Source organism: Bacillus sp. PS196, from assembly GCF_037963555.1.
In the GTDB taxonomy this organism is placed as follows: domain Bacteria; phylum Bacillota; class Bacilli; order Bacillales; family Bacillaceae; genus Bacillus; species Bacillus subtilis.
The window spans coordinates 676,215-695,068 of the sequence record NZ_CP150159.1; the positions used below are offsets into that span (position 1 = coordinate 676,215).

Here is an 18,854-nt window from a genome sequence, read left to right on the forward strand (position 1 = left end):
TCGACGTGTTGTTAGAATTAGTGAATATTATCGGAGTCTGGGAGCGAGTTGGCCTGACTCCGGCAAACGGCCTTGCCAAAGAGGGCGGAGCGAGCTTCATATCTGTCCTCGTTTTTTTCTGTGTCAAAAAACTTAGAGGAGATTAGGTGACAACCATGACAAAGTTAGTGAATGAAATGATTCTTGTCCTTGATTTCGGCAGTCAGTATAACCAGCTGATTACACGCCGTATCCGTGAATTCGGTGTTTACAGCGAGCTGCATCCACATACATTGACGGCTGAAGAAATTAAAAAAATGAATCCAAAAGGAATTATTTTATCCGGCGGTCCAAACAGTGTGTATGATGAAAACTCTTTCCGCTGTGACGAGAAAATCTTCGAGCTTGATATTCCTGTTTTGGGAATTTGCTACGGCATGCAGCTGATGACTCATTACCTTGGCGGTAAAGTTGAAGCGGCAAGCCAGCGTGAATACGGAAAAGCAAACATCCGCATCGAAGGCACACCTGATTTGTTCAGAGATCTTCCGAATGAACAAGTGGTTTGGATGAGCCACGGCGATTTGGTTGTAGAAGTTCCTGAAGGCTTCACTGTTGACGCGACAAGCCATCACTGCCCGAACTCAGCAATGAGCAAAGCGGACAAAAAATGGTATGGCGTTCAGTTCCACCCGGAAGTGCGCCACTCTGAATACGGCAATGATCTTCTGAAAAACTTTGTATTCGGTGTTTGCGAATGCGAAGGCGAATGGTCAATGGAGAACTTTATCGAAATCGAAATGCAAAAAATCCGTGAAACGGTCGGAGACAAACAGGTTCTTTGCGCGCTAAGCGGCGGCGTTGATTCCTCTGTTGTTGCTGTTTTGATTCATAAAGCGATCGGCGACCAGCTGACTTGTATCTTTGTAGACCATGGTCTTCTCCGTAAAGGCGAAGCTGAGGGTGTTATGAAAACATTCAGCGAAGGCTTTAACATGAATGTGATTAAAGTAGACGCAAAAGATCGATTCTTAAACAAACTAAAAGGCGTTTCTGATCCTGAACAAAAACGCAAAATCATCGGTAATGAATTCATTTACGTGTTTGATGATGAAGCGGACAAGCTCAAAGGCATCGACTACCTTGCACAAGGTACGCTTTACACAGATATCATCGAGAGCGGTACAGCAACGGCGCAAACGATCAAATCTCACCACAATGTCGGCGGACTTCCTGAAGACATGCAGTTTGAGCTGATCGAGCCGTTAAACACGCTCTTCAAAGACGAAGTGCGCGCGCTTGGCACAGAGCTCGGCATTCCGGATGAAATCGTATGGCGTCAGCCGTTCCCAGGACCGGGACTCGGAATCCGTGTTCTTGGCGAAGTAACAGAAGAAAAACTTGAAATCGTTCGTGAATCAGATGCAATCTTGCGTGAAGAAATTGCAAATCACGGCTTAGAGCGTGATATCTGGCAATACTTCACTGTTCTTCCTGACATCCGCAGCGTTGGTGTTATGGGTGACGCAAGAACATATGATTACACAATCGGAATCCGTGCCGTTACATCAATAGACGGCATGACATCAGACTGGGCGCGTATCCCGTGGGATGTGCTTGAAGTCATTTCGACACGTATCGTAAACGAAGTGAAGCACATTAACCGCGTGGTGTACGATATTACAAGTAAGCCGCCTGCGACGATTGAGTGGGAATAAGAATCAATTAATGGAAACCATCTTTTTGGCAATTTTGCCGGGAAGATGGTTTTATTTGTTTATTACGAACAAAAACCGATTTTGTGTGACTATTGTTCGCTTTTTGTATTGTTTTTTCAAAATGAACTTGGTACAATAGACACAGAAATCAAATAAGATGAATTCGTATAATCGCGGGAATATGGCTCGCAAGTCTCTACCAAGCTACCGTAAATGGCTTGACTACGTAAACATTTCTTTCGTTTGATATAAATAAAACACGTTTATTTATTCGAACTGAAATCCGTCTGTAGTCAAGCGTCCCAAAATGTATTGGGACGTTTTTTATTTGGCGTTTTCAGGACAGAATAAATAGCAAAGAGTGAAGGGAGTCAAATAGCTTGAAAACGTTTTTTCAGTTTGATGAGCTGGGCACCAGCTATCGCAATGAAATCATTGGCGGATTAACGACTTTTTTATCTATGGCATATATTCTGTTCGTCAATCCGATTACGCTTGCTTTGGAGAGCGTGAAAGATTTTCCGGAGGCGCTGAGAATTGACCAGGGTGCGGTCTTTACGGCGACAGCGCTGGCGTCTGCAGCAGGCTGTATCTTAATGGGATTAATAGCGAGATATCCGATTGCCATTGCGCCGGGTATGGGGCTGAACGCGTTTTTTGCGTTTTCTGTTGTCCTTGGTATGGGTATTTCATGGCAGGCAGCTTTGTCCGGTGTTTTTATTTCAGGTCTTATTTTCGTTGCTCTTTCTTTAACAGGTTTTCGTGAAAAAATCATCAACGCCATTCCGCCTGAGCTGAAATTGGCAGTCGGTGCGGGGATCGGCCTGTTTATTACATTCGTTGGCTTACAAGGCTCAGGAATCATTACTGCAAATCCTTCTACGCTCGTCACGATCGGAAACATTCACAGCGGTCCTGTGCTGTTAACGATTTTCGGTGTGATTGTCACGGTTATTTTAATGGTGCTTCGCGTGAACGCAGGCGTGTTTATCGGGATGCTGTTAACAGCGGTTGCCGGCATGATTTTCGGTTTGGTTCCGGTTCCGACTCAAATTGTCGGCAGTGTGCCGAGCCTTGCGCCGACTTTCGGACAAGCGTGGATTCACCTCCCGGATATTTTCTCCGTACAAATGCTGATCGTTATTTTAACATTCTTATTTGTCGGATTTTTTGATACAGCTGGTACACTTGTTGCTGTGGCGACACAAGCTGGTTTAATGAAGGAAAACAAATTGCCGCGTGCAGGCCGTGCGCTTTTAGCTGATTCATCTTCTATTGTGATCGGTGCCGTGCTTGGTACGTCTACAACAACTTCTTACGTGGAATCAAGCTCAGGTGTCGCTGCGGGTGCCCGTTCAGGATTTGCCGCAATTGTAACAGGGATTCTCTTTTTACTGGCTACGTTTTTCTCTCCGCTCCTATCAGTCGTTACGTCAAATGTAACAGCGCCGGCGCTTATTATCGTTGGTGCATTGATGGTGGCGCCGCTTGGCAAAATCGCTTGGGATAAGTTCGAAGTGGCCGTTCCTGCTTTCCTTACCATGATCATGATGCCGTTAACGTACAGCATCGCGACTGGTATTGCCATCGGATTTATTTTCTATCCGATTACGATGGTGTGCAAAGGAAAAGCAAAAGAGGTTCATCCAATCATGTACGGGCTGTTTGTCGTATTTATCCTGTACTTTATCTTCTTAAAATAAGGAATGAAAAACCAGCTGCACCGGCAGCTGGTTTTTTTGTTGCAAAAGATAAAACCATTTCATACGATATACCGTCATGTAGATGTGCCGCCTTGCTTTACTTAAATGGAAATGACTTGACTGTTCAGGAAGGCTTCGGTACCTTATATAAGTGTTTTATTTTCTTGCTGAATGGTATTCCGCCGTATTTTTTTGATAGGAGTTGCTGACATGACGGAAGAAAGAAAAGAAACGTTTGAAGAAGAAATTAACCAGAGTGAAAGAATAGATGCAGATGAAGAACCGCTATCGAGAATGTCCAGAAAGGCGAGCCGGCAAAGCAAGCAGAAGCAAAAACAAAAGCAGAAACCGCGCCAGGAACGCGGTGAATCAACTGTTAAAGACAAGCTTGCGTCTGTTTGGGCAGCCATCAACAGATATTGCGGTTTTGCGTTCTCGATTTTAAAATCTCCGGCGAAAACTGTCGTAACGGATGGTTTTTCTCATTATAAGTACGGTCTGATTTCAATGCTTATATTCAGTATCATTTTTTCAATTGGGAATTGGTTTCAGTTAAAGGCAAGCTGGAATCGGCCGCTCGGTTTCGGAGAACGCCATCATGCTTTCTATGACGGGTTTTTAGTTGTTCTTGTGTATTTGCTGATCTTTTTCGCGGTAATGGTCTTTGCTATATGGGCTGTCTCCCGCTATATGATGAAGCAGAAGGTGACGTTCAGAGAAGCGGCTGCCGTATTGGGTTCATTGCTTGTACCCGTAATTGCTGTTTCAATCCTTTGGCTGATCTTTGCGATTGTAAATATCCCAATGCTGACAGTACTGTTTACGGTGCTGATCTTGTTTTCCATCTTTTTTATCATCGCGCTGTATGTACAGCGTGTGTACCAGGCGGCACAAGATGCACCAATTGATTATATCTATTGTGTATTGGCAGTGGTTGCGATAGCGCTGCTGTTTACGGCAGTGACTTGGCCGTTTATTTCGGAATATTTTACGGCGTCGCTGATTCCGCTTTAATGAAAAAACCGGCTCAAAGCAGCCGGTTTTTTTATGTCACACTTTTTACAAATATATCTAAAAAACATAGTTGATTTGTAGGATTAACCCGTGTATGATGGGGAAAATGCTGAAAACGTCCAGCGCAAAAACCTTTATGTTTAAGGAGGATGATGGACATGGCTGATGTGCTTCGCCGAGCAATTAACCAAAAGAAGCAATTTTTAAAAACCAAATTACTGCTCTCGGAATTTTATCAAGGAAGAGGGGAACAGCTTGCGGACTACACGCTGAGTGAGCTTGAGAAAGAATACAAGTCCCTTCAGAAAATGAAAAAAGAGATCTGACAATAGATATAAAGAGGTGAGTCTGCTGAAAAGCGGGCTTTTTTGTTTTGATTTTGAAAAGGCGAGAAAGAGGGTAAACTACTACTGTTCAACTCATAAAAGCATGTCGAAATATTTTGCTTAAGCTTACGGGCGAAGCTGATTGTAAACGGCTCATTTCTCTAGTAGAATATGAATGCTTTGTGCAAGCTGAAGAGTAGGGGGATGAATAAAATGATGCAAACCATCTTATCAAATGGGATAGCCATGGTTCTCATAATTCTCATTATTAATATTGTCTATGTGTCATTTTTTACGATAAGAATGATTTTAACGCTGAAAGGACAGCGTTATTTAGCGGCCGGCATCAGTACGATTGAAATACTGGTTTATGTGACAGGACTGAGTCTGGTGCTCGATAACTTAGACCAGATTCAAAATGTGATCGCGTACGCGCTCGGTTACGGTCTTGGCGTAATTGTCGGCATGAAAATAGAAGAAAAATTGGCGCTTGGCTATATTATGGTCAATGTGATTACGAAGGAGCTCGATCTTGATCTTCCGAAGCAGCTCCGTGAAAAAGGCTACGGCGTGACAAACTGGGTGGCAGGCGGGCTTGAAGGCGACCGCACAGCCCTTCAGATCCTGACGCCGAGAAAATATGAACTCCAGCTATATGATACGATTAAAACACTTGATTCAAAAGCCTTTATTATTGCGTACGAACCAAAAACAATCCACGGCGGCTTCTGGGTCAAAGCGGTGAAAAAGAGGAGAATTAAAGAATAATGGCAAAGCCGAAGAAGAAAAAGTTTGAAGTGACAGAGCAGCAAACGATTGATGCGGTGCTTCAGCAAATGAAAGAAGAAGGATATCTGCCTGTAAGGCGAATGGAAGAGCCTATTTTTATGGAAAAAAAGGAAAATGGGTCAATTCAGATCGTTCCGTGCGGGAAAAAAATCGTATTTGAAGGGAAATTGATCTAAAACACGAACATTAGTAGAATGAATTTTTGTATCGTTCGATAATATCGTTGACATTATCCATGTCCGTTGTTAAGATAAACATGAAATCAAAACACGACCTCATATAATCTTGGGAATATGGCCCATAAGTTTCTACCCGGCAACCGTAAATTGCCGGACTATGCAGGAAAGTGATCGATAAAACTGACATGGATATATCGCAGAAGCGAACGACTGACGATACATGTACCATGCCCGGTTTGTATTGCTTCCTCATAAGTGCAATGCAGAGCGGGTATTTTTTATTTTCTGAAAACAAAAGCATTAGAAGGTGGGGAACAGAATGCAGCCGCTAGTAGGAATCATCATGGGAAGCACTTCCGATTGGGAGACAATGAAACACGCATGCGACATACTTGACGAACTCAATGTTCCGTACGAAAAAAAGGTCGTTTCCGCTCACCGGACGCCTGATTTCATGTTTGAATATGCTGAAACTGCTAGAGAAAGAGGCATCAAGGTGATTATTGCCGGTGCCGGAGGAGCGGCGCATCTGCCAGGGATGACGGCTGCGAAAACAACACTGCCAGTCATTGGAGTTCCGGTTCAGTCTAAGGCGCTGAACGGAATGGATTCACTTCTTTCCATCGTCCAAATGCCTGGAGGCGTGCCTGTTGCGACAACATCCATCGGCAAAGCGGGTGCTGTGAACGCAGGCCTGTTAGCGGCGCAAATTTTGTCAGCATTTGACGAAGACCTTGCCCGTAAGCTGGATGAGAGAAGAGAAAATACAAAACAGACAGTGTTAGAAAGCAGTGATCGGCTTGTCTAAACAAATCATCTATCCGGGAGCTGTAATCGGCATTATCGGCGGCGGCCAGCTTGGGAAAATGATGGCTGTGTCCGCCAAACAAATGGGGTATAAAGTCGCGGTCGTTGATCCGGTGAAAGATTCGCCGTGCGGGCAGGTTGCGGATATCGAAATTACCGCTCATTATAATGACCGTGAAGCGATTCGAAAATTGGCTGAAATCAGCGATATCATCACATATGAGTTTGAAAACATCGACTATGATGCGCTGCATTGGCTAAAAGATCATGCGTATCTCCCGCAAGGAAGTGAGCTGCTGCTCATTACCCAAAACCGTGAAACAGAGAAAAAAGCAATTCAATCCGCGGGCTGTGAAGTCGCACCGTACAGCATCGTCAAAACAAAGAATGAATTGAAGCAGGCTGTTCAGGAGCTCGGGCTTCCGGCAGTGCTGAAAACATGCCGCGGCGGGTATGACGGCAAAGGGCAATTTGTGATAAAAGAAGAGGCGCAAATGGAGCAGGCAGCCGCTCTGTTAGAACACGGAATCTGCATTCTTGAAAGCTGGGTTTCTTTTAAAATGGAACTGTCGGTGATCGTCGTTAGATCGGTAAACGGTGAAATCTCAACATTTCCGGCAGCTGAAAACATTCACCACAACAATATTCTTTTCCAAAGCATTGTGCCTGCACGGGTCGGGGAAGAGATTCAGCAGAAGGCTGCAGAGCTGGCCGTTAAGCTTGCCGATGAGCTTAACCTTGTCGGACCCCTTGCTGTTGAGATGTTTCTGACAGAGGACGGAGAGCTTTTGGTCAATGAACTGGCGCCAAGACCGCACAATTCTGGGCATTATACGCTGGACCTTTGCGAGACGAGCCAGTTTGAGCAGCATATCAGAGCGGTATGCGGGCTTCCGCTTGGGAAGACAGATTTGCTGAAGCCGGGCATGATGGTGAATCTTCTCGGCGATGAAGTAAAGCTTGTTGAGGAAGACCCGGAGCTTTTAAAAGAGGCAAAGCTATATATATACGGGAAACATGAAATCAAAAAAGGCCGCAAAATGGGGCATATTACATTTATGAAGCAGCCTGAAGACGAATGGATTCAGGAGATCACAAATCAATGGATGAATAGAGACGGAGGACAAGCAGAATGATCGAACGTTATTCAAGACCTGAAATGTCCGCGATTTGGACGGATGAAAACAGATTTCAAGCATGGTTAGAGGTTGAAATTCTTGCCTGTGAAGCGTGGGCGGAGCTTGGCGTTATTCCAAAAGAAGACGTAAAGCTGATGCGCGAAAACGCGTCATTTGACATCAACCGCATTTTAGAAATCGAACAGGACACGCGCCATGACGTTGTCGCTTTTACACGCGCCGTTTCCGAATCACTGGGCGAAGAAAGAAAATGGGTGCACTACGGATTAACGTCAACTGACGTTGTTGATACTGCCCTTTCCTACTTATTAAAACAGGCAAACGATATTCTGCTCAAGGATCTTGAGAGATTTGTTGACATTATAAAAGAAAAAGCGAAAGAACATAAATACACAGTCATGATGGGGCGCACGCACGGCGTACACGCTGAGCCTACAACTTTCGGCTTAAAACTTGCGCTTTGGCATGAAGAAATGAAACGTAATCTTGAGCGCTTCAAACAAGCGAAAGCAGGCATCGAGGTTGGAAAGATTTCCGGCGCTGTCGGCACATATGCGAACATTGATCCATTTGTTGAGCAATATGTCTGTGAGAAGCTCGGATTGAAAGCAGCACCAATTTCCACTCAAACCCTTCAGCGTGACCGCCATGCTGACTATATGGCAACACTTGCTTTGATCGCGACAAGCATCGAGAAATTCGCTGTGGAAATCCGCGGATTGCAAAAGAGTGAAACACGTGAAGTTGAGGAATTTTTCGCGAAAGGGCAAAAGGGTTCATCTGCAATGCCGCATAAACGAAATCCGATTGGCTCTGAAAACATGACAGGCATGGCGCGCGTGATCCGCGGCTACATGATGACAGCTTACGAAAATGTTCCATTATGGCATGAGCGCGATATTTCTCATTCTTCAGCAGAACGGATTATTCTTCCGGATGCGACAATTGCGCTGAACTACATGCTGAACCGCTTCTCTAACATTGTGAAGAACTTAACGGTCTTCCCGGAAAACATGAAGCGCAACATGGACCGCACTCTCGGCCTTATCTATTCTCAGCGTGTGCTGCTTGCTTTGATTGACACAGGCCTTACACGTGAAGAAGCCTATGATACTGTTCAGCCGAAAGCAATGGAAGCGTGGGAAAAACAAGTGCCGTTCCGCGAACTTGTGGAAGCGGAAGAGAAAATCACGTCACGTCTTTCTCCGGAAAAAATTGCTGACTGCTTTGATTACAATTACCATCTGAAAAATGTTGATCTGATCTTTGAACGTTTAGGTTTAGCATAGAAGAAGCTTTTAGCGGCTTCTTCTATGTCGCCGCTGTTTGAAAATTCCCAACATTCGGGTTAGGAGGCCTTCCGTGAATATTGTGAAGAATGAACTTTTATACGAAGGAAAAGCAAAAAAGATCTACAAAACCGATGACGAAAACACGCTGTATGTCGTGTATAAAGACTCCGCTACTGCCTTTAACGGCGAGAAAAAAGCAGAAATCAGCGGGAAAGGGCGCTTAAATAACGAGATTTCAAGCTTAATTTTCAAACACCTTCATGCAAAGGGCATTAACAATCACTTTATCGAGCGCATTTCGGAAACGGAACAGCTCATTCAAAAGGTAACGATTGTGCCGCTTGAAGTCGTGGTCAGAAATGTTGTGGCAGGAAGCATGTCCAAACGTCTCGGCATCCCAGAAGGCACGGAGCTTGAGCAGCCGATTATCGAGTTTTACTACAAGGATGACGCGCTGGGTGATCCGCTCATCACAGAAGATCATATTTGGCTTTTGAAAGCGGCGACTCCTGAGCAGGTAGAAACCATTAAGTCCATTACAAAAACAGTAAATGAGGAGCTTCAAAGCATTTTCGACGATTGCCATGTCAGATTAATAGATTTCAAGCTTGAATTCGGTTTAGATGCAGAAGGGCAAGTGCTTTTGGCGGATGAAATTTCTCCTGACACATGCCGCTTGTGGGATAAAGATACGGACGAAAAGCTGGACAAAGATTTATTCAGACGCAATCTGGGAAGCTTAACCGACGCATACGAAGAGATTTTCAAAAGACTGGGAGGCATTCATCATGTATAAAGTAAAAGTTTATGTCAGCTTAAAAGAAAGTGTACTTGATCCACAAGGGAGCGCTGTCCAGCATGCCTTGCACAGTATGACTTACAACGAAGTTCAAGATGTGCGCATCGGGAAATACATGGAGCTTACCATTGAAAAATCTGACCGTGATCTTGACGTGCTAGTGAAAGAAATGTGCGAAAAACTTCTTGCGAACACAGTGATTGAAGATTACAGATATGAGGTTGAGGAGGTAGTCGCACAGTGAAATTTGCGGTGATTGTGTTACCCGGCTCCAACTGTGATATCGATATGTATCATGCTGTAAAGGATGAGCTCGGCCATGAAGTGGAATACGTCTGGCATGAGGAAACAAGTCTTGACGGCTTCGACGGCGTGTTAATTCCGGGAGGATTTTCTTACGGCGATTACTTAAGATGCGGCGCCATCGCCCGATTTGCGAATATTATGCCAGCTGTCAAACAAGCAGCGGCTGAAGGAAAACCTGTTCTTGGCGTCTGTAACGGATTCCAGATTTTACAGGAGCTTGGGCTGCTGCCAGGCGCAATGAGACGCAACAAAGATCTGAAGTTCATTTGCCGTCCGGTTGAATTGATTGTTCAGAACGACGAAACCTTATTCACAGCTTCCTACGAAAAGGGAGAATCGATTACAATCCCGGTTGCCCATGGTGAAGGGAATTTCTACTGTGATGACGAGACGCTTGCTACATTAAAGGAAAACAATCAAATTGCTTTCACATACGGCTCTAATATTAATGGAAGTGTCAGCGACATTGCCGGTGTCGTGAATGAGAAAGGCAATGTATTAGGCATGATGCCTCACCCTGAGCGCGCGGTCGATAAACTGCTTGGAAGCGCCGACGGTCTTAAATTGTTCCAGTCTATCGTGAAAAATTGGAGGGAAACTCATGTCACTACTGCTTGAACCAAGTAAAGAACAAATAAAAGAAGAGAAACTGTATCAGCAAATGGGTGTCAGTGATGATGAGTTTGCATTGATAGAATCCATTCTTGGAAGATTGCCGAACTACACAGAAATCGGAATTTTTTCTGTCATGTGGTCTGAGCATTGCAGCTATAAAAACTCAAAGCCGATTCTGCGTAAATTCCCGACAAGCGGTGAGCGTGTGCTGCAGGGGCCAGGAGAAGGCGCCGGAATCGTTGATATCGGTGATAACCAAGCGGTTGTGTTCAAAATTGAATCACATAACCACCCATCAGCTCTCGAGCCTTACCAAGGCGCTGCGACTGGCGTAGGCGGAATTATCCGTGATGTATTCTCAATGGGTGCCCGTCCAATCGCTGTATTGAACTCTCTTCGATTTGGTGAACTGACTTCACCCCGCGTGAAGTACTTGTTTGAAGAAGTAGTAGCGGGTATCGCCGGATACGGCAACTGTATCGGCATCCCGACAGTCGGCGGAGAAGTGCAGTTTGACAGCAGCTATGAAGGAAATCCGCTCGTCAACGCAATGTGCGTCGGTTTAATCAATCATGAAGACATCAAAAAAGGCCAGGCGAAGGGTGTCGGCAACACAGTAATGTACGTAGGAGCGAAAACAGGGCGTGACGGCATCCACGGCGCTACGTTTGCTTCTGAAGAAATGTCAGACTCGTCTGAAGAAAAGCGTTCTGCTGTCCAAGTCGGCGATCCGTTTATGGAGAAGCTTTTGCTTGAAGCATGTCTGGAAGTCATCCAATGCGACGCCTTAGTCGGCATTCAGGATATGGGAGCTGCCGGGTTAACAAGCTCAAGTGCAGAAATGGCAAGTAAAGCCGGTTCTGGCATTGAAATGAACCTTGACCTGATTCCTCAGCGCGAAACAGGCATGACCGCGTATGAAATGATGCTTTCTGAATCACAAGAACGGATGCTTTTGGTTATTGAGCGCGGACGTGAGCAGGAAATCATCGATATTTTTGACAAGTACGATCTTGAAGCGGTTTCTGTCGGGCATGTGACAGATGATAAAATGCTTCGCCTGACACATAAAGGAGAGGTTGTGTGCGAGCTGCCTGTTGATGCCTTGGCAGAAGAAGCACCGGTTTACCATAAGCCTTCTCAAGAGCCTGCTTACTATCGCGAGTTTTTGGAAACGGACGTTCCGGCTCCGCAAATTGAAGATGCGAATGAAACGCTGAAGGCCCTTCTTCAGCAGCCGACGATCGCAAGTAAAGAGTGGGTTTACGACCAGTATGACTACATGGTGCGCACGAATACAGTTGTTGCTCCCGGGTCTGATGCCGGTGTTCTCAGAATCCGCGGAACGAAAAAGGCGCTGGCGATGACGACAGACTGTAACGCGCGTTATCTCTATCTTGATCCTGAAGTCGGCGGGAAAATTGCTGTCGCTGAAGCAGCCCGCAACATCATTTGCTCAGGTGCAGAACCGCTTGCGGTCACAGATAACCTTAACTTCGGAAACCCGGAGAAGCCGGAAATCTTCTGGCAGATCGAAAAAGCGGCAGACGGCATAAGCGAAGCGTGCAATGTTCTCAGCACACCGGTTATCGGCGGTAACGTATCGCTTTATAACGAATCAAACGGCACGGCAATCTATCCGACACCAGTTATCGGCATGGTCGGCTTAATTGAAGATACAGCACACATTACAACACAGCATTTCAAGCAAGCGGGAGATCTCGTATACGTGATCGGCGAAACAAAACCAGAGTTTGCCGGAAGCGAGCTGCAAAAAATGACTGAAGGCCGCATTTACGGCAAAGCGCCGCAAATCGATCTTGATGTCGAGCTGTCACGCCAAAGAGCACTGCTTGACGCGATTAAAAAAAGCTTCGTTCAATCTGCGCATGATGTGTCTGAAGGCGGCTTAGGCGTAGCGATTGCGGAAAGTGTCATGACGACGGAAAACCTTGGCGCTAATGTGACTGTAGAAGGGGGAGCGGCATTATTATTCTCTGAATCTCAATCCCGCTTCGTCGTTTCAGTGAAAAAAGAACACCAAGAAGCGTTTGAAGCAACTGTCAAAGATGCGGTTCATATTGGTGAGGTAACGGCTGACGGAATTCTGGCGATTCAAAACCAAGACGGACAACAAATGATTCATGCGCAAACGAAAGAGCTTGAACGCGCATGGAAAGGAGCTATCCCATGCTTGCTGAAATCAAAGGCTTAAATGAAGAATGCGGCGTTTTTGGGATTTGGGGACATGAAGAAGCCCCGCAGATCACTTATTACGGTCTCCATAGCCTTCAGCACCGAGGACAGGAGGGTGCGGGCATCGTAGCGACTGATGGTCAAAAACTGACGGCGCACAAAGGCCAAGGGCTGATCACTGAAGTATTTCAAAATGGCGAGCTCAGCAAAGTAAAGGGAAAAGGCGCTATCGGGCACGTTCGGTACGCAACGGCTGGAGGCGGCGGATACGAAAATGTTCAGCCGCTCCTCTTCCGTTCCCAAAACAACGGCAGCCTGGCGCTTGCTCATAACGGAAACCTTGTCAACGCCACTCAGCTGAAGCAGCAGCTCGAAAATCAAGGGAGCATTTTTCAAACCTCTTCGGATACAGAGGTTTTGGCTCACCTGATCAAAAGAAGCGGACATTTCACGCTGAAGGACCAAATTAAAAACTCGCTTTCTATGCTGAAAGGCGCCTACGCGTTCCTGATCATGACCGAAACAGAAATGATTGTCGCACTTGATCCAAACGGGCTGAGACCGCTATCCATCGGCATGATGGGCGACGCTTATGTGGTCGCATCAGAAACATGCGCATTTGACGTCGTCGGCGCAACGTACCTTCGCGAGGTAGAGCCGGGAGAAATGCTGATCATTAATGATGAAGGAATGAAATCAGAGCGTTTTTCCATGAATATCAACCGTTCCATTTGCAGCATGGAGTACATTTATTTCTCCAGACCAGACAGCAATATTGACGGTATTAACGTACACAGTGCCCGTAAAAACCTTGGAAAAATGCTGGCTCAAGAATCCGCAGTTGAAGCTGACGTCGTAACCGGGGTTCCGGATTCCAGTATTTCTGCGGCGATCGGCTATGCAGAGGCAACAGGCATTCCGTATGAGCTCGGTTTAATCAAAAACCGCTATGTCGGCAGAACGTTTATTCAGCCGTCCCAGGCTCTGCGTGAGCAAGGCGTCAGAATGAAGCTGTCTGCGGTGCGCGGGGTTGTAGAAGGCAAACGCGTCGTGATGGTGGATGACTCTATCGTACGCGGAACAACTAGCCGCCGGATTGTCACGATGCTTAGAGAAGCGGGTGCGACAGAGGTGCATGTGAAAATCAGTTCACCGCCGATCGCTCATCCGTGCTTTTACGGCATTGATACGTCCACACATGAAGAATTAATCGCGTCTTCGCATTCTGTTGAAGAAATCCGTCAGGAAATCGGAGCCGATACCCTCTCATTTTTGAGTGTGGAAGGGCTGCTGAAAGGCATCGGCAGAAAATACGATGACTCGAATTGCGGACAGTGTCTCGCTTGCTTTACAGGAAAATATCCGACTGAAATTTACCAGGATACAGTGCTTCCTCACGTAAAAGAAGCAGTATTAACCAAATAAAACTTGAAAATGACATAAAGGCAGCGCAGTTCGGCTGCCTTTCTCTTTCTGCCCTCGTTCGGGGAGATATTTTGAAAAGCGCCTTAAAGGAGTGAATAGGATGTCTGAAGCATATAAAAACGCAGGAGTTGACATCGAAGCCGGATATGAAGCTGTAAAACGAATGAAAAAACACGTGGAGCGCACGAAACGGCTTGGCGTTATGGGCAGCCTTGGCGGTTTTGGCGGCATGTTTGACCTGTCTGAGCTTTCTTATCAAAAACCAGTTCTCATTTCGGGAACGGACGGTGTCGGCACAAAATTAAAGCTCGCTTTTTCCATGGATAAGCATGACACGATTGGCGTGGACGCTGTTGCAATGTGTGTCAATGACGTGCTGGCACAAGGTGCAGAGCCGCTGTTTTTCCTCGATTATTTAGCGGTCGGCAAAGCGGACCCAGTGAAAATTGAACAGATTGTACAAGGTGTTGCGGAAGGCTGTGAGCAGTCAGGTTCAGCCTTAGTCGGCGGTGAAACGGCTGAAATGCCGGGGCTCTATACAGCTGATGAATACGATATTGCCGGTTTCTCAGTCGGAGTGGCAGAAAAGGACGAAATCGTGACTGGAGAAAACATTGAAGAGGGCCATCTGTTGATCGGCCTCAGCTCCAGCGGCCTTCACAGCAACGGCTTTTCCCTTGTCAGAAAAGTGCTTCTGGATGATGCGGAGCTGGACCTCGATACAACATATGAGCCGTTTGAACGCCCGCTTGGCGAGGAATTGCTTGAACCGACAAGGATTTACGTGAAGCCTGTGCTTGCCGCGGTCAAAAGCGGAAAAATCGACGGCATGGCGCACGTGACAGGCGGAGGATTTATTGAAAATATTCCGCGTATGCTTCCGGAAGGCTTAAGTGCGGAAATTGATCATGGCTCATGGCCGATCCCGCCAATTTTTTCTTTCTTGCAAGAGTACGGCAAGCTGAAGGAAGAAGACATGTTCAACGTCTTTAATATGGGTATCGGTTTTGTTTTGGCTGTCAAAGAAGAGCATCTGACAGATGTGATCGGAACGCTTGAAAGCCATGGCGAAAAAGCCTATTTAATCGGGCGAGTGAAAAAAGGTGAAGGCGTCACATTCGGCGGTGCGGCACTTTCATGAAAAAGTTTGCGGTATTTGCATCAGGAAACGGTTCAAACTTCGAAGCCATCGTTACGCGTTTGAAGGAGGAGAACTGGGATGCGTCAGCAGCGCTCCTCGTTTGCGACAAACCGCAGGCGAAAGTCATCGAACGGGCGGAAGCATTCCACATTCCATCCTTTGCATTTGAGCCGAAGTCTTATGAAAACAAGGCCGCATTTGAACAAGCCATCATTGAACAGCTTCGTCTTCACGAGGTTGAATTGATTGTTCTTGCCGGCTATATGAGGCTGATCGGTGATACGCTCCTTCAAGCATATGGAGGAAAAATCATTAACATTCACCCGTCGCTTCTTCCGGCGTTTCCTGGAATCGACGCAGTCGGACAGGCGTTCCGGGCGGGTGTGAAGGTGGCCGGAATCACCGTGCATTATGTCGATGAAGGAATGGATACAGGTCCGATCATCGCTCAAAAGGCAATCGAAATTGATGAACATGATACATTGGAAACAATCGAACAGCGAATTCACAAGCTTGAGCATAAATGGTATCCGAGTGTGATTAAACAGCTATTAGGATTAAATAACAGAGGTGAAAAGGCATGACCATTAAACGTGCATTAATCAGTGTTTCAGATAAAACAAATCTCGTTCCTTTCGTAAAAGAACTGACAGAGCTTGGTGTTGAAGTCATCTCCACAGGCGGAACGAAAAAGCTTCTTCAAGAAAACGGTGTGGATGTGATCGGAATTTCTGAAGTGACAGGCTTTCCTGAAATTATGGACGGCCGGTTAAAAACCCTACACCCGAATATTCACGGCGGCCTTCTGGCGGTTCGCGGCAATGAAGAGCATATGGCGCAGATCAATGAACACGGGATTCAGCCGATTGACCTCGTTGTCGTCAACCTCTATCCATTTAAAGAAACGATTTCTAAAGAAGACGTCACGTATGAAGAAGCGATCGAAAATATCGACATCGGCGGACCGGGCATGCTGCGTGCGGCATCAAAGAACCATCAGGATGTCACGGTTATTGTCGATCCGGCCGATTACAGCCCAGTGCTAAATCAAATCAAAGAAGAAGGCAGCGTATCTCTTCAGAAAAAACGCGAGCTCGCGGCAAAAGTATTCCGTCATACTGCGGCATATGATGCACTGATCGCTGACTATCTGACAAATGTTGTCGGTGAAAAAGAACCAGAGCAATTCACTGTGACATTTGAGAAAAAACAATCGCTTCGCTATGGAGAAAACCCGCATCAGGAAGCAACTTTCTATCAAACAGCTCTTCCTGTCAAAGGCTCCATTGCGCAAGCAGAACAGCTTCACGGAAAAGAGCTTTCTTACAACAACATTAAAGACGCGGATGCGGCAGTTCAAATCGTTCGTGAATTCACTGAACCGGCTGCTGTTGCTGTGAAGCACATGAACCCGTGCGGTGTAGGAACAGGAAAAACGATCGCAGAAGCGTTTGACAGAGCGTTTGAAGCGGATAAAACATCTATCTTCGGCGGCATTATCGCGCTGAACCGTGAAGTGGACAAGGCAACTGCCGAAGCGCTTCACAACATTTTCTTAGAAATCATCATTGCGCCTTCATTCAGCCAAGAAGCGCTCGACGTCCTGACTGCGAAAAAAAATCTCCGTCTGCTGACGCTTGACGTATCCGCCGCTGTTCAAAAGGAAAAACAACTGACATCTGTTCAAGGCGGGCTGCTGATTCAAGATTTAGATATGCACGGCTTTGATGATGCTGAGATTAGCATTCCGACAAAAAGAGAGCCGAACGAGCAAGAGTGGGAAGACTTGAAGCTTGCTTGGAAAGTCGTGAAGCATGTGAAATCAAATGCGATCGTTCTCGCAAAGGACAACATGACAGTCGGCGTGGGAGCAGGCCAAATGAACCGCGTCGGATCGGCAAAAATCGCAATCGAGCAAGCAGGGGAAAAAGCGAAAGGCAGCGCGCTCGGATCTGATGCATTTTTCCCAATGCCGGATACTGTTGAAGAAGCGGCAAAAGCGGGCGTTACGGCTATCATTCAGCCGGGGGGATCTGTGCGTGACGAGGATTCCATCAAAAAAGCGGATGAATACGGCATTGCCATGGTATTCACCGGCATCAGACACTTCAAACATTAAGGGGATGAAAACGACGTGAATGTATTAATTATCGGTAAAGGCGGAAGAGAACATACGCTGGCGTGGAAGGCAGCGCAAAGCAGCCTCGTCGAGAATGTATTTGCCGCTCCCGGAAATGACGGCATGGCAGCTTCCGCACAGCTTGTAAACATTGAGGAAAGCGACCACGCAGGGCTTGTCTCATTTGCAAAAGAAAACCAGGTCGGCCTGACCATTGTCGGCCCTGAGGTTCCTTTAATTGAAGGTCTGGTGGATGAATTTGAAAAAGCGGGTCTGCGCGTGTTCGGCCCGTCAAAAGCCGCGGCGATCATCGAAGGAAGCAAACAGTTCGCTAAGGATTTAATGAAGAAATACGACATTCCGACCGCAGAATACGACACGTTTACATCCTTTGATGAGGCGAAGGCATATGTGCAGGAAAAAGGTGCTCCGATTGTGATAAAAGCAGATGGACTTGCGGCTGGAAAAGGCGTTACTGTTGCTATGACAGAGGAAGAAGCAATTGCGTGTCTGCATGACTTTCTTGAAGATGAAAAGTTCGGTGATGCGAGCGCGTCCGTTGTCATTGAAGAATACCTTTCTGGTGAAGAATTTTCTCTAATGGCCTTTGTCAAAGGAGAAAAAGTGTATCCAATGGTGATTGCCCAGGATCACAAGCGTGCGTTTGACGGAGACAAAGGCCCGAATACGGGCGGAATGGGCGCTTACTCTCCAGTTCCGCAAATTTCGGAAGAAACGGTTCGCCATGCTGTAGAAACGATCGTTAAGCCGGCCGCAAAAGCAATGGTACAAGAAGGCCGTTCCTTCACTGGCGTTTTGTACGCTGGATTGATGCTTACTGAAAACGGCTCGAAGGTCATCGAATTTAATGCCCGCTTCGGCGATCCGGAAACACAGGTCGTGCTTCCGCGCATGGAATCTGATCTGGTACAGGTGCTTCTTGATCTTTTAGATGATAAGGAAGTTGACTTAAGATGGAAGGATACCGCTGCTGTTAGTGTGGTGCTTGCTTCTGAAGGATATCCGGAAAGCTACGCAAAAGGCACGCCGATCGGCAGCCTTGCTGCGGAAACTGAGCAGGTCGTGGTCTTCCATGCCGGAACGAAAGCAGAAGGCGGAGAGTTCGTTACAAACGGGGGGCGCGTCGCCAATGTGACAGCTTTTGATGAATCGTTTGAAGCGGCTAGAGACCGAGTGTACAAAGCGGTTGATGAAATTTTCAAACCGGGACTCTTTTTCAGAAAAGACATTGGGGCACGCGCTTTACAGGCTGCCCAAAAATAAGTGAGGAAAACCCGCAGATTAGC

The 18,854-nt window shown here is 46.5% G+C and carries 18 protein-coding genes and 2 riboswitches; all 18 genes read left to right on the forward strand.

Features of this window, described 5'->3' with window-relative positions:
- Positions 1–155: 155 nt before the first annotated feature.
- The 18 genes from guaA to purD all read left to right on the forward strand — a co-directional run bounded on the left by guaA (position 156) and on the right by purD (position 18,831).
- Entirely contained in the window at positions 156–1,697 is a 1,542-nt protein-coding gene (gene guaA, locus NST79_RS03570) for a glutamine-hydrolyzing GMP synthase (RefSeq protein WP_003244399.1), read from the forward strand.
- A gap of 143 nt (positions 1,698–1,840) precedes the next feature.
- Positions 1,841–1,942, forward strand: a riboswitch (purine riboswitch).
- 135 nt (positions 1,943–2,077) lie between these two features.
- A complete protein-coding gene (pbuG, locus tag NST79_RS03575; RefSeq protein WP_021481311.1) occupies positions 2,078–3,400 on the forward strand; it encodes a hypoxanthine/guanine permease PbuG in 1,323 nt (440 codons plus the stop codon).
- A gap of 210 nt (positions 3,401–3,610) precedes the next feature.
- A complete protein-coding gene (locus NST79_RS03580; protein ID WP_208556631.1) occupies positions 3,611–4,414 on the forward strand; it encodes a hypothetical protein in 804 nt (267 codons plus the stop codon).
- A gap of 158 nt (positions 4,415–4,572) precedes the next feature.
- The gene (locus NST79_RS03585; protein WP_003244066.1) at positions 4,573–4,740 is read left to right on the forward strand and encodes a Fur-regulated basic protein FbpA; all 168 of its coding nucleotides are present in this window, start codon (positions 4,573–4,575) and stop codon (positions 4,738–4,740) included.
- A 213-nt stretch (positions 4,741–4,953) separates the two neighbouring features.
- Complete coding sequence (locus NST79_RS03590) at positions 4,954–5,508, forward strand: DUF5698 domain-containing protein (RefSeq protein WP_015482896.1); 555 nt, start codon at positions 4,954–4,956, stop codon at positions 5,506–5,508.
- A complete protein-coding gene (locus NST79_RS03595; RefSeq protein ID WP_003219403.1) occupies positions 5,508–5,705 on the forward strand; it encodes an NETI motif-containing protein in 198 nt (65 codons plus the stop codon). Before NST79_RS03590 ends, NST79_RS03595 begins: the two co-directional genes overlap by 1 nt.
- A gap of 79 nt (positions 5,706–5,784) precedes the next feature.
- A riboswitch (purine riboswitch) is annotated at positions 5,785–5,886 on the forward strand.
- Between the two features lie 141 nt (positions 5,887–6,027).
- Positions 6,028–6,516: a 5-(carboxyamino)imidazole ribonucleotide mutase gene (purE, locus tag NST79_RS03600; RefSeq protein ID WP_041056904.1), complete on the forward strand. Its 489-nt coding sequence runs from the start codon at positions 6,028–6,030 to the stop codon at positions 6,514–6,516.
- Positions 6,509–7,651: a 5-(carboxyamino)imidazole ribonucleotide synthase gene (gene purK / locus NST79_RS03605; RefSeq protein WP_212060014.1), complete on the forward strand. Its 1,143-nt coding sequence runs from the start codon at positions 6,509–6,511 to the stop codon at positions 7,649–7,651. The genes purE and purK overlap by 8 nt, the downstream gene beginning before the upstream one ends.
- On the forward strand, positions 7,648–8,943 hold the full coding sequence (gene purB, locus NST79_RS03610; protein WP_029726598.1) for an adenylosuccinate lyase: 1,296 nt from the start codon (positions 7,648–7,650) through the stop codon (positions 8,941–8,943). Before purK ends, purB begins: the two co-directional genes overlap by 4 nt.
- Positions 8,944–9,016: 73 nt before the next feature.
- Positions 9,017–9,742: a phosphoribosylaminoimidazolesuccinocarboxamide synthase gene (gene purC, locus NST79_RS03615; protein WP_116316333.1), complete on the forward strand. Its 726-nt coding sequence runs from the start codon at positions 9,017–9,019 to the stop codon at positions 9,740–9,742.
- Positions 9,735–9,989 (forward strand): phosphoribosylformylglycinamidine synthase subunit PurS, encoded by a 255-nt coding sequence (purS, locus tag NST79_RS03620; RefSeq protein ID WP_003219409.1) that lies wholly within the window; start codon positions 9,735–9,737, stop codon positions 9,987–9,989. The genes purC and purS overlap by 8 nt, the downstream gene beginning before the upstream one ends.
- On the forward strand, positions 9,986–10,669 hold the full coding sequence (purQ, locus tag NST79_RS03625; protein WP_116316334.1) for a phosphoribosylformylglycinamidine synthase subunit PurQ: 684 nt from the start codon (positions 9,986–9,988) through the stop codon (positions 10,667–10,669). Before purS ends, purQ begins: the two co-directional genes overlap by 4 nt.
- Positions 10,653–12,881: a phosphoribosylformylglycinamidine synthase subunit PurL gene (purL, locus tag NST79_RS03630; protein WP_212060013.1), complete on the forward strand. Its 2,229-nt coding sequence runs from the start codon at positions 10,653–10,655 to the stop codon at positions 12,879–12,881. The genes purQ and purL overlap by 17 nt, the downstream gene beginning before the upstream one ends.
- Entirely contained in the window at positions 12,857–14,287 is a 1,431-nt protein-coding gene (gene purF, locus NST79_RS03635) for an amidophosphoribosyltransferase (protein WP_116316336.1), read from the forward strand. Before purL ends, purF begins: the two co-directional genes overlap by 25 nt.
- A 100-nt stretch (positions 14,288–14,387) precedes the next feature.
- Positions 14,388–15,428, forward strand: coding sequence for a phosphoribosylformylglycinamidine cyclo-ligase (gene purM / locus NST79_RS03640; protein WP_003233945.1), 1,041 nt, complete (start codon positions 14,388–14,390; stop codon positions 15,426–15,428).
- Complete coding sequence (gene purN / locus NST79_RS03645; RefSeq protein WP_015252651.1) at positions 15,425–16,012, forward strand: phosphoribosylglycinamide formyltransferase; 588 nt, start codon at positions 15,425–15,427, stop codon at positions 16,010–16,012. Before purM ends, purN begins: the two co-directional genes overlap by 4 nt.
- Entirely contained in the window at positions 16,009–17,547 is a 1,539-nt protein-coding gene (gene purH, locus NST79_RS03650) for a bifunctional phosphoribosylaminoimidazolecarboxamide formyltransferase/IMP cyclohydrolase (protein WP_033883868.1), read from the forward strand. The genes purN and purH overlap by 4 nt, the downstream gene beginning before the upstream one ends.
- A 15-nt stretch (positions 17,548–17,562) precedes the next feature.
- A complete protein-coding gene (purD, locus tag NST79_RS03655; RefSeq protein WP_041333582.1) occupies positions 17,563–18,831 on the forward strand; it encodes a phosphoribosylamine--glycine ligase in 1,269 nt (422 codons plus the stop codon).
- Positions 18,832–18,854: the final 23 nt, after the last annotated feature.

Excerpts from the sequence above, each read along its gene's own strand:
- guaA (WP_003244399.1), top strand. The coding sequence starts at position 156 with ATGACAAAGTTAGTGAATGAAATGATTCTTGTCCTTGATTTCGGCAGT.
- NST79_RS03580 (WP_208556631.1), top strand. The coding sequence starts at position 3,611 with ATGACGGAAGAAAGAAAAGAAACGTTTGAAGAAGAAATTAACCAGAGT.
- NST79_RS03585 (WP_003244066.1), top strand. The coding sequence starts at position 4,573 with ATGGCTGATGTGCTTCGCCGAGCAATTAACCAAAAGAAGCAATTTTTA.
- NST79_RS03590 (WP_015482896.1), top strand. The coding sequence starts at position 4,954 with ATGATGCAAACCATCTTATCAAATGGGATAGCCATGGTTCTCATAATT.
- NST79_RS03595 (WP_003219403.1), top strand. The coding sequence starts at position 5,508 with ATGGCAAAGCCGAAGAAGAAAAAGTTTGAAGTGACAGAGCAGCAAACG.
- purE (WP_041056904.1), top strand. The coding sequence starts at position 6,028 with ATGCAGCCGCTAGTAGGAATCATCATGGGAAGCACTTCCGATTGGGAG.
- purB (WP_029726598.1), top strand. The coding sequence starts at position 7,648 with ATGATCGAACGTTATTCAAGACCTGAAATGTCCGCGATTTGGACGGAT.
- purS (WP_003219409.1), top strand. The coding sequence starts at position 9,735 with ATGTATAAAGTAAAAGTTTATGTCAGCTTAAAAGAAAGTGTACTTGAT.
- purL (WP_212060013.1), top strand. The coding sequence starts at position 10,653 with ATGTCACTACTGCTTGAACCAAGTAAAGAACAAATAAAAGAAGAGAAA.
- purF (WP_116316336.1), top strand. The coding sequence starts at position 12,857 with ATGCTTGCTGAAATCAAAGGCTTAAATGAAGAATGCGGCGTTTTTGGG.
- purM (WP_003233945.1), top strand. The coding sequence starts at position 14,388 with ATGTCTGAAGCATATAAAAACGCAGGAGTTGACATCGAAGCCGGATAT.
- purN (WP_015252651.1), top strand. The coding sequence starts at position 15,425 with ATGAAAAAGTTTGCGGTATTTGCATCAGGAAACGGTTCAAACTTCGAA.
- purH (WP_033883868.1), top strand. The coding sequence starts at position 16,009 with ATGACCATTAAACGTGCATTAATCAGTGTTTCAGATAAAACAAATCTC.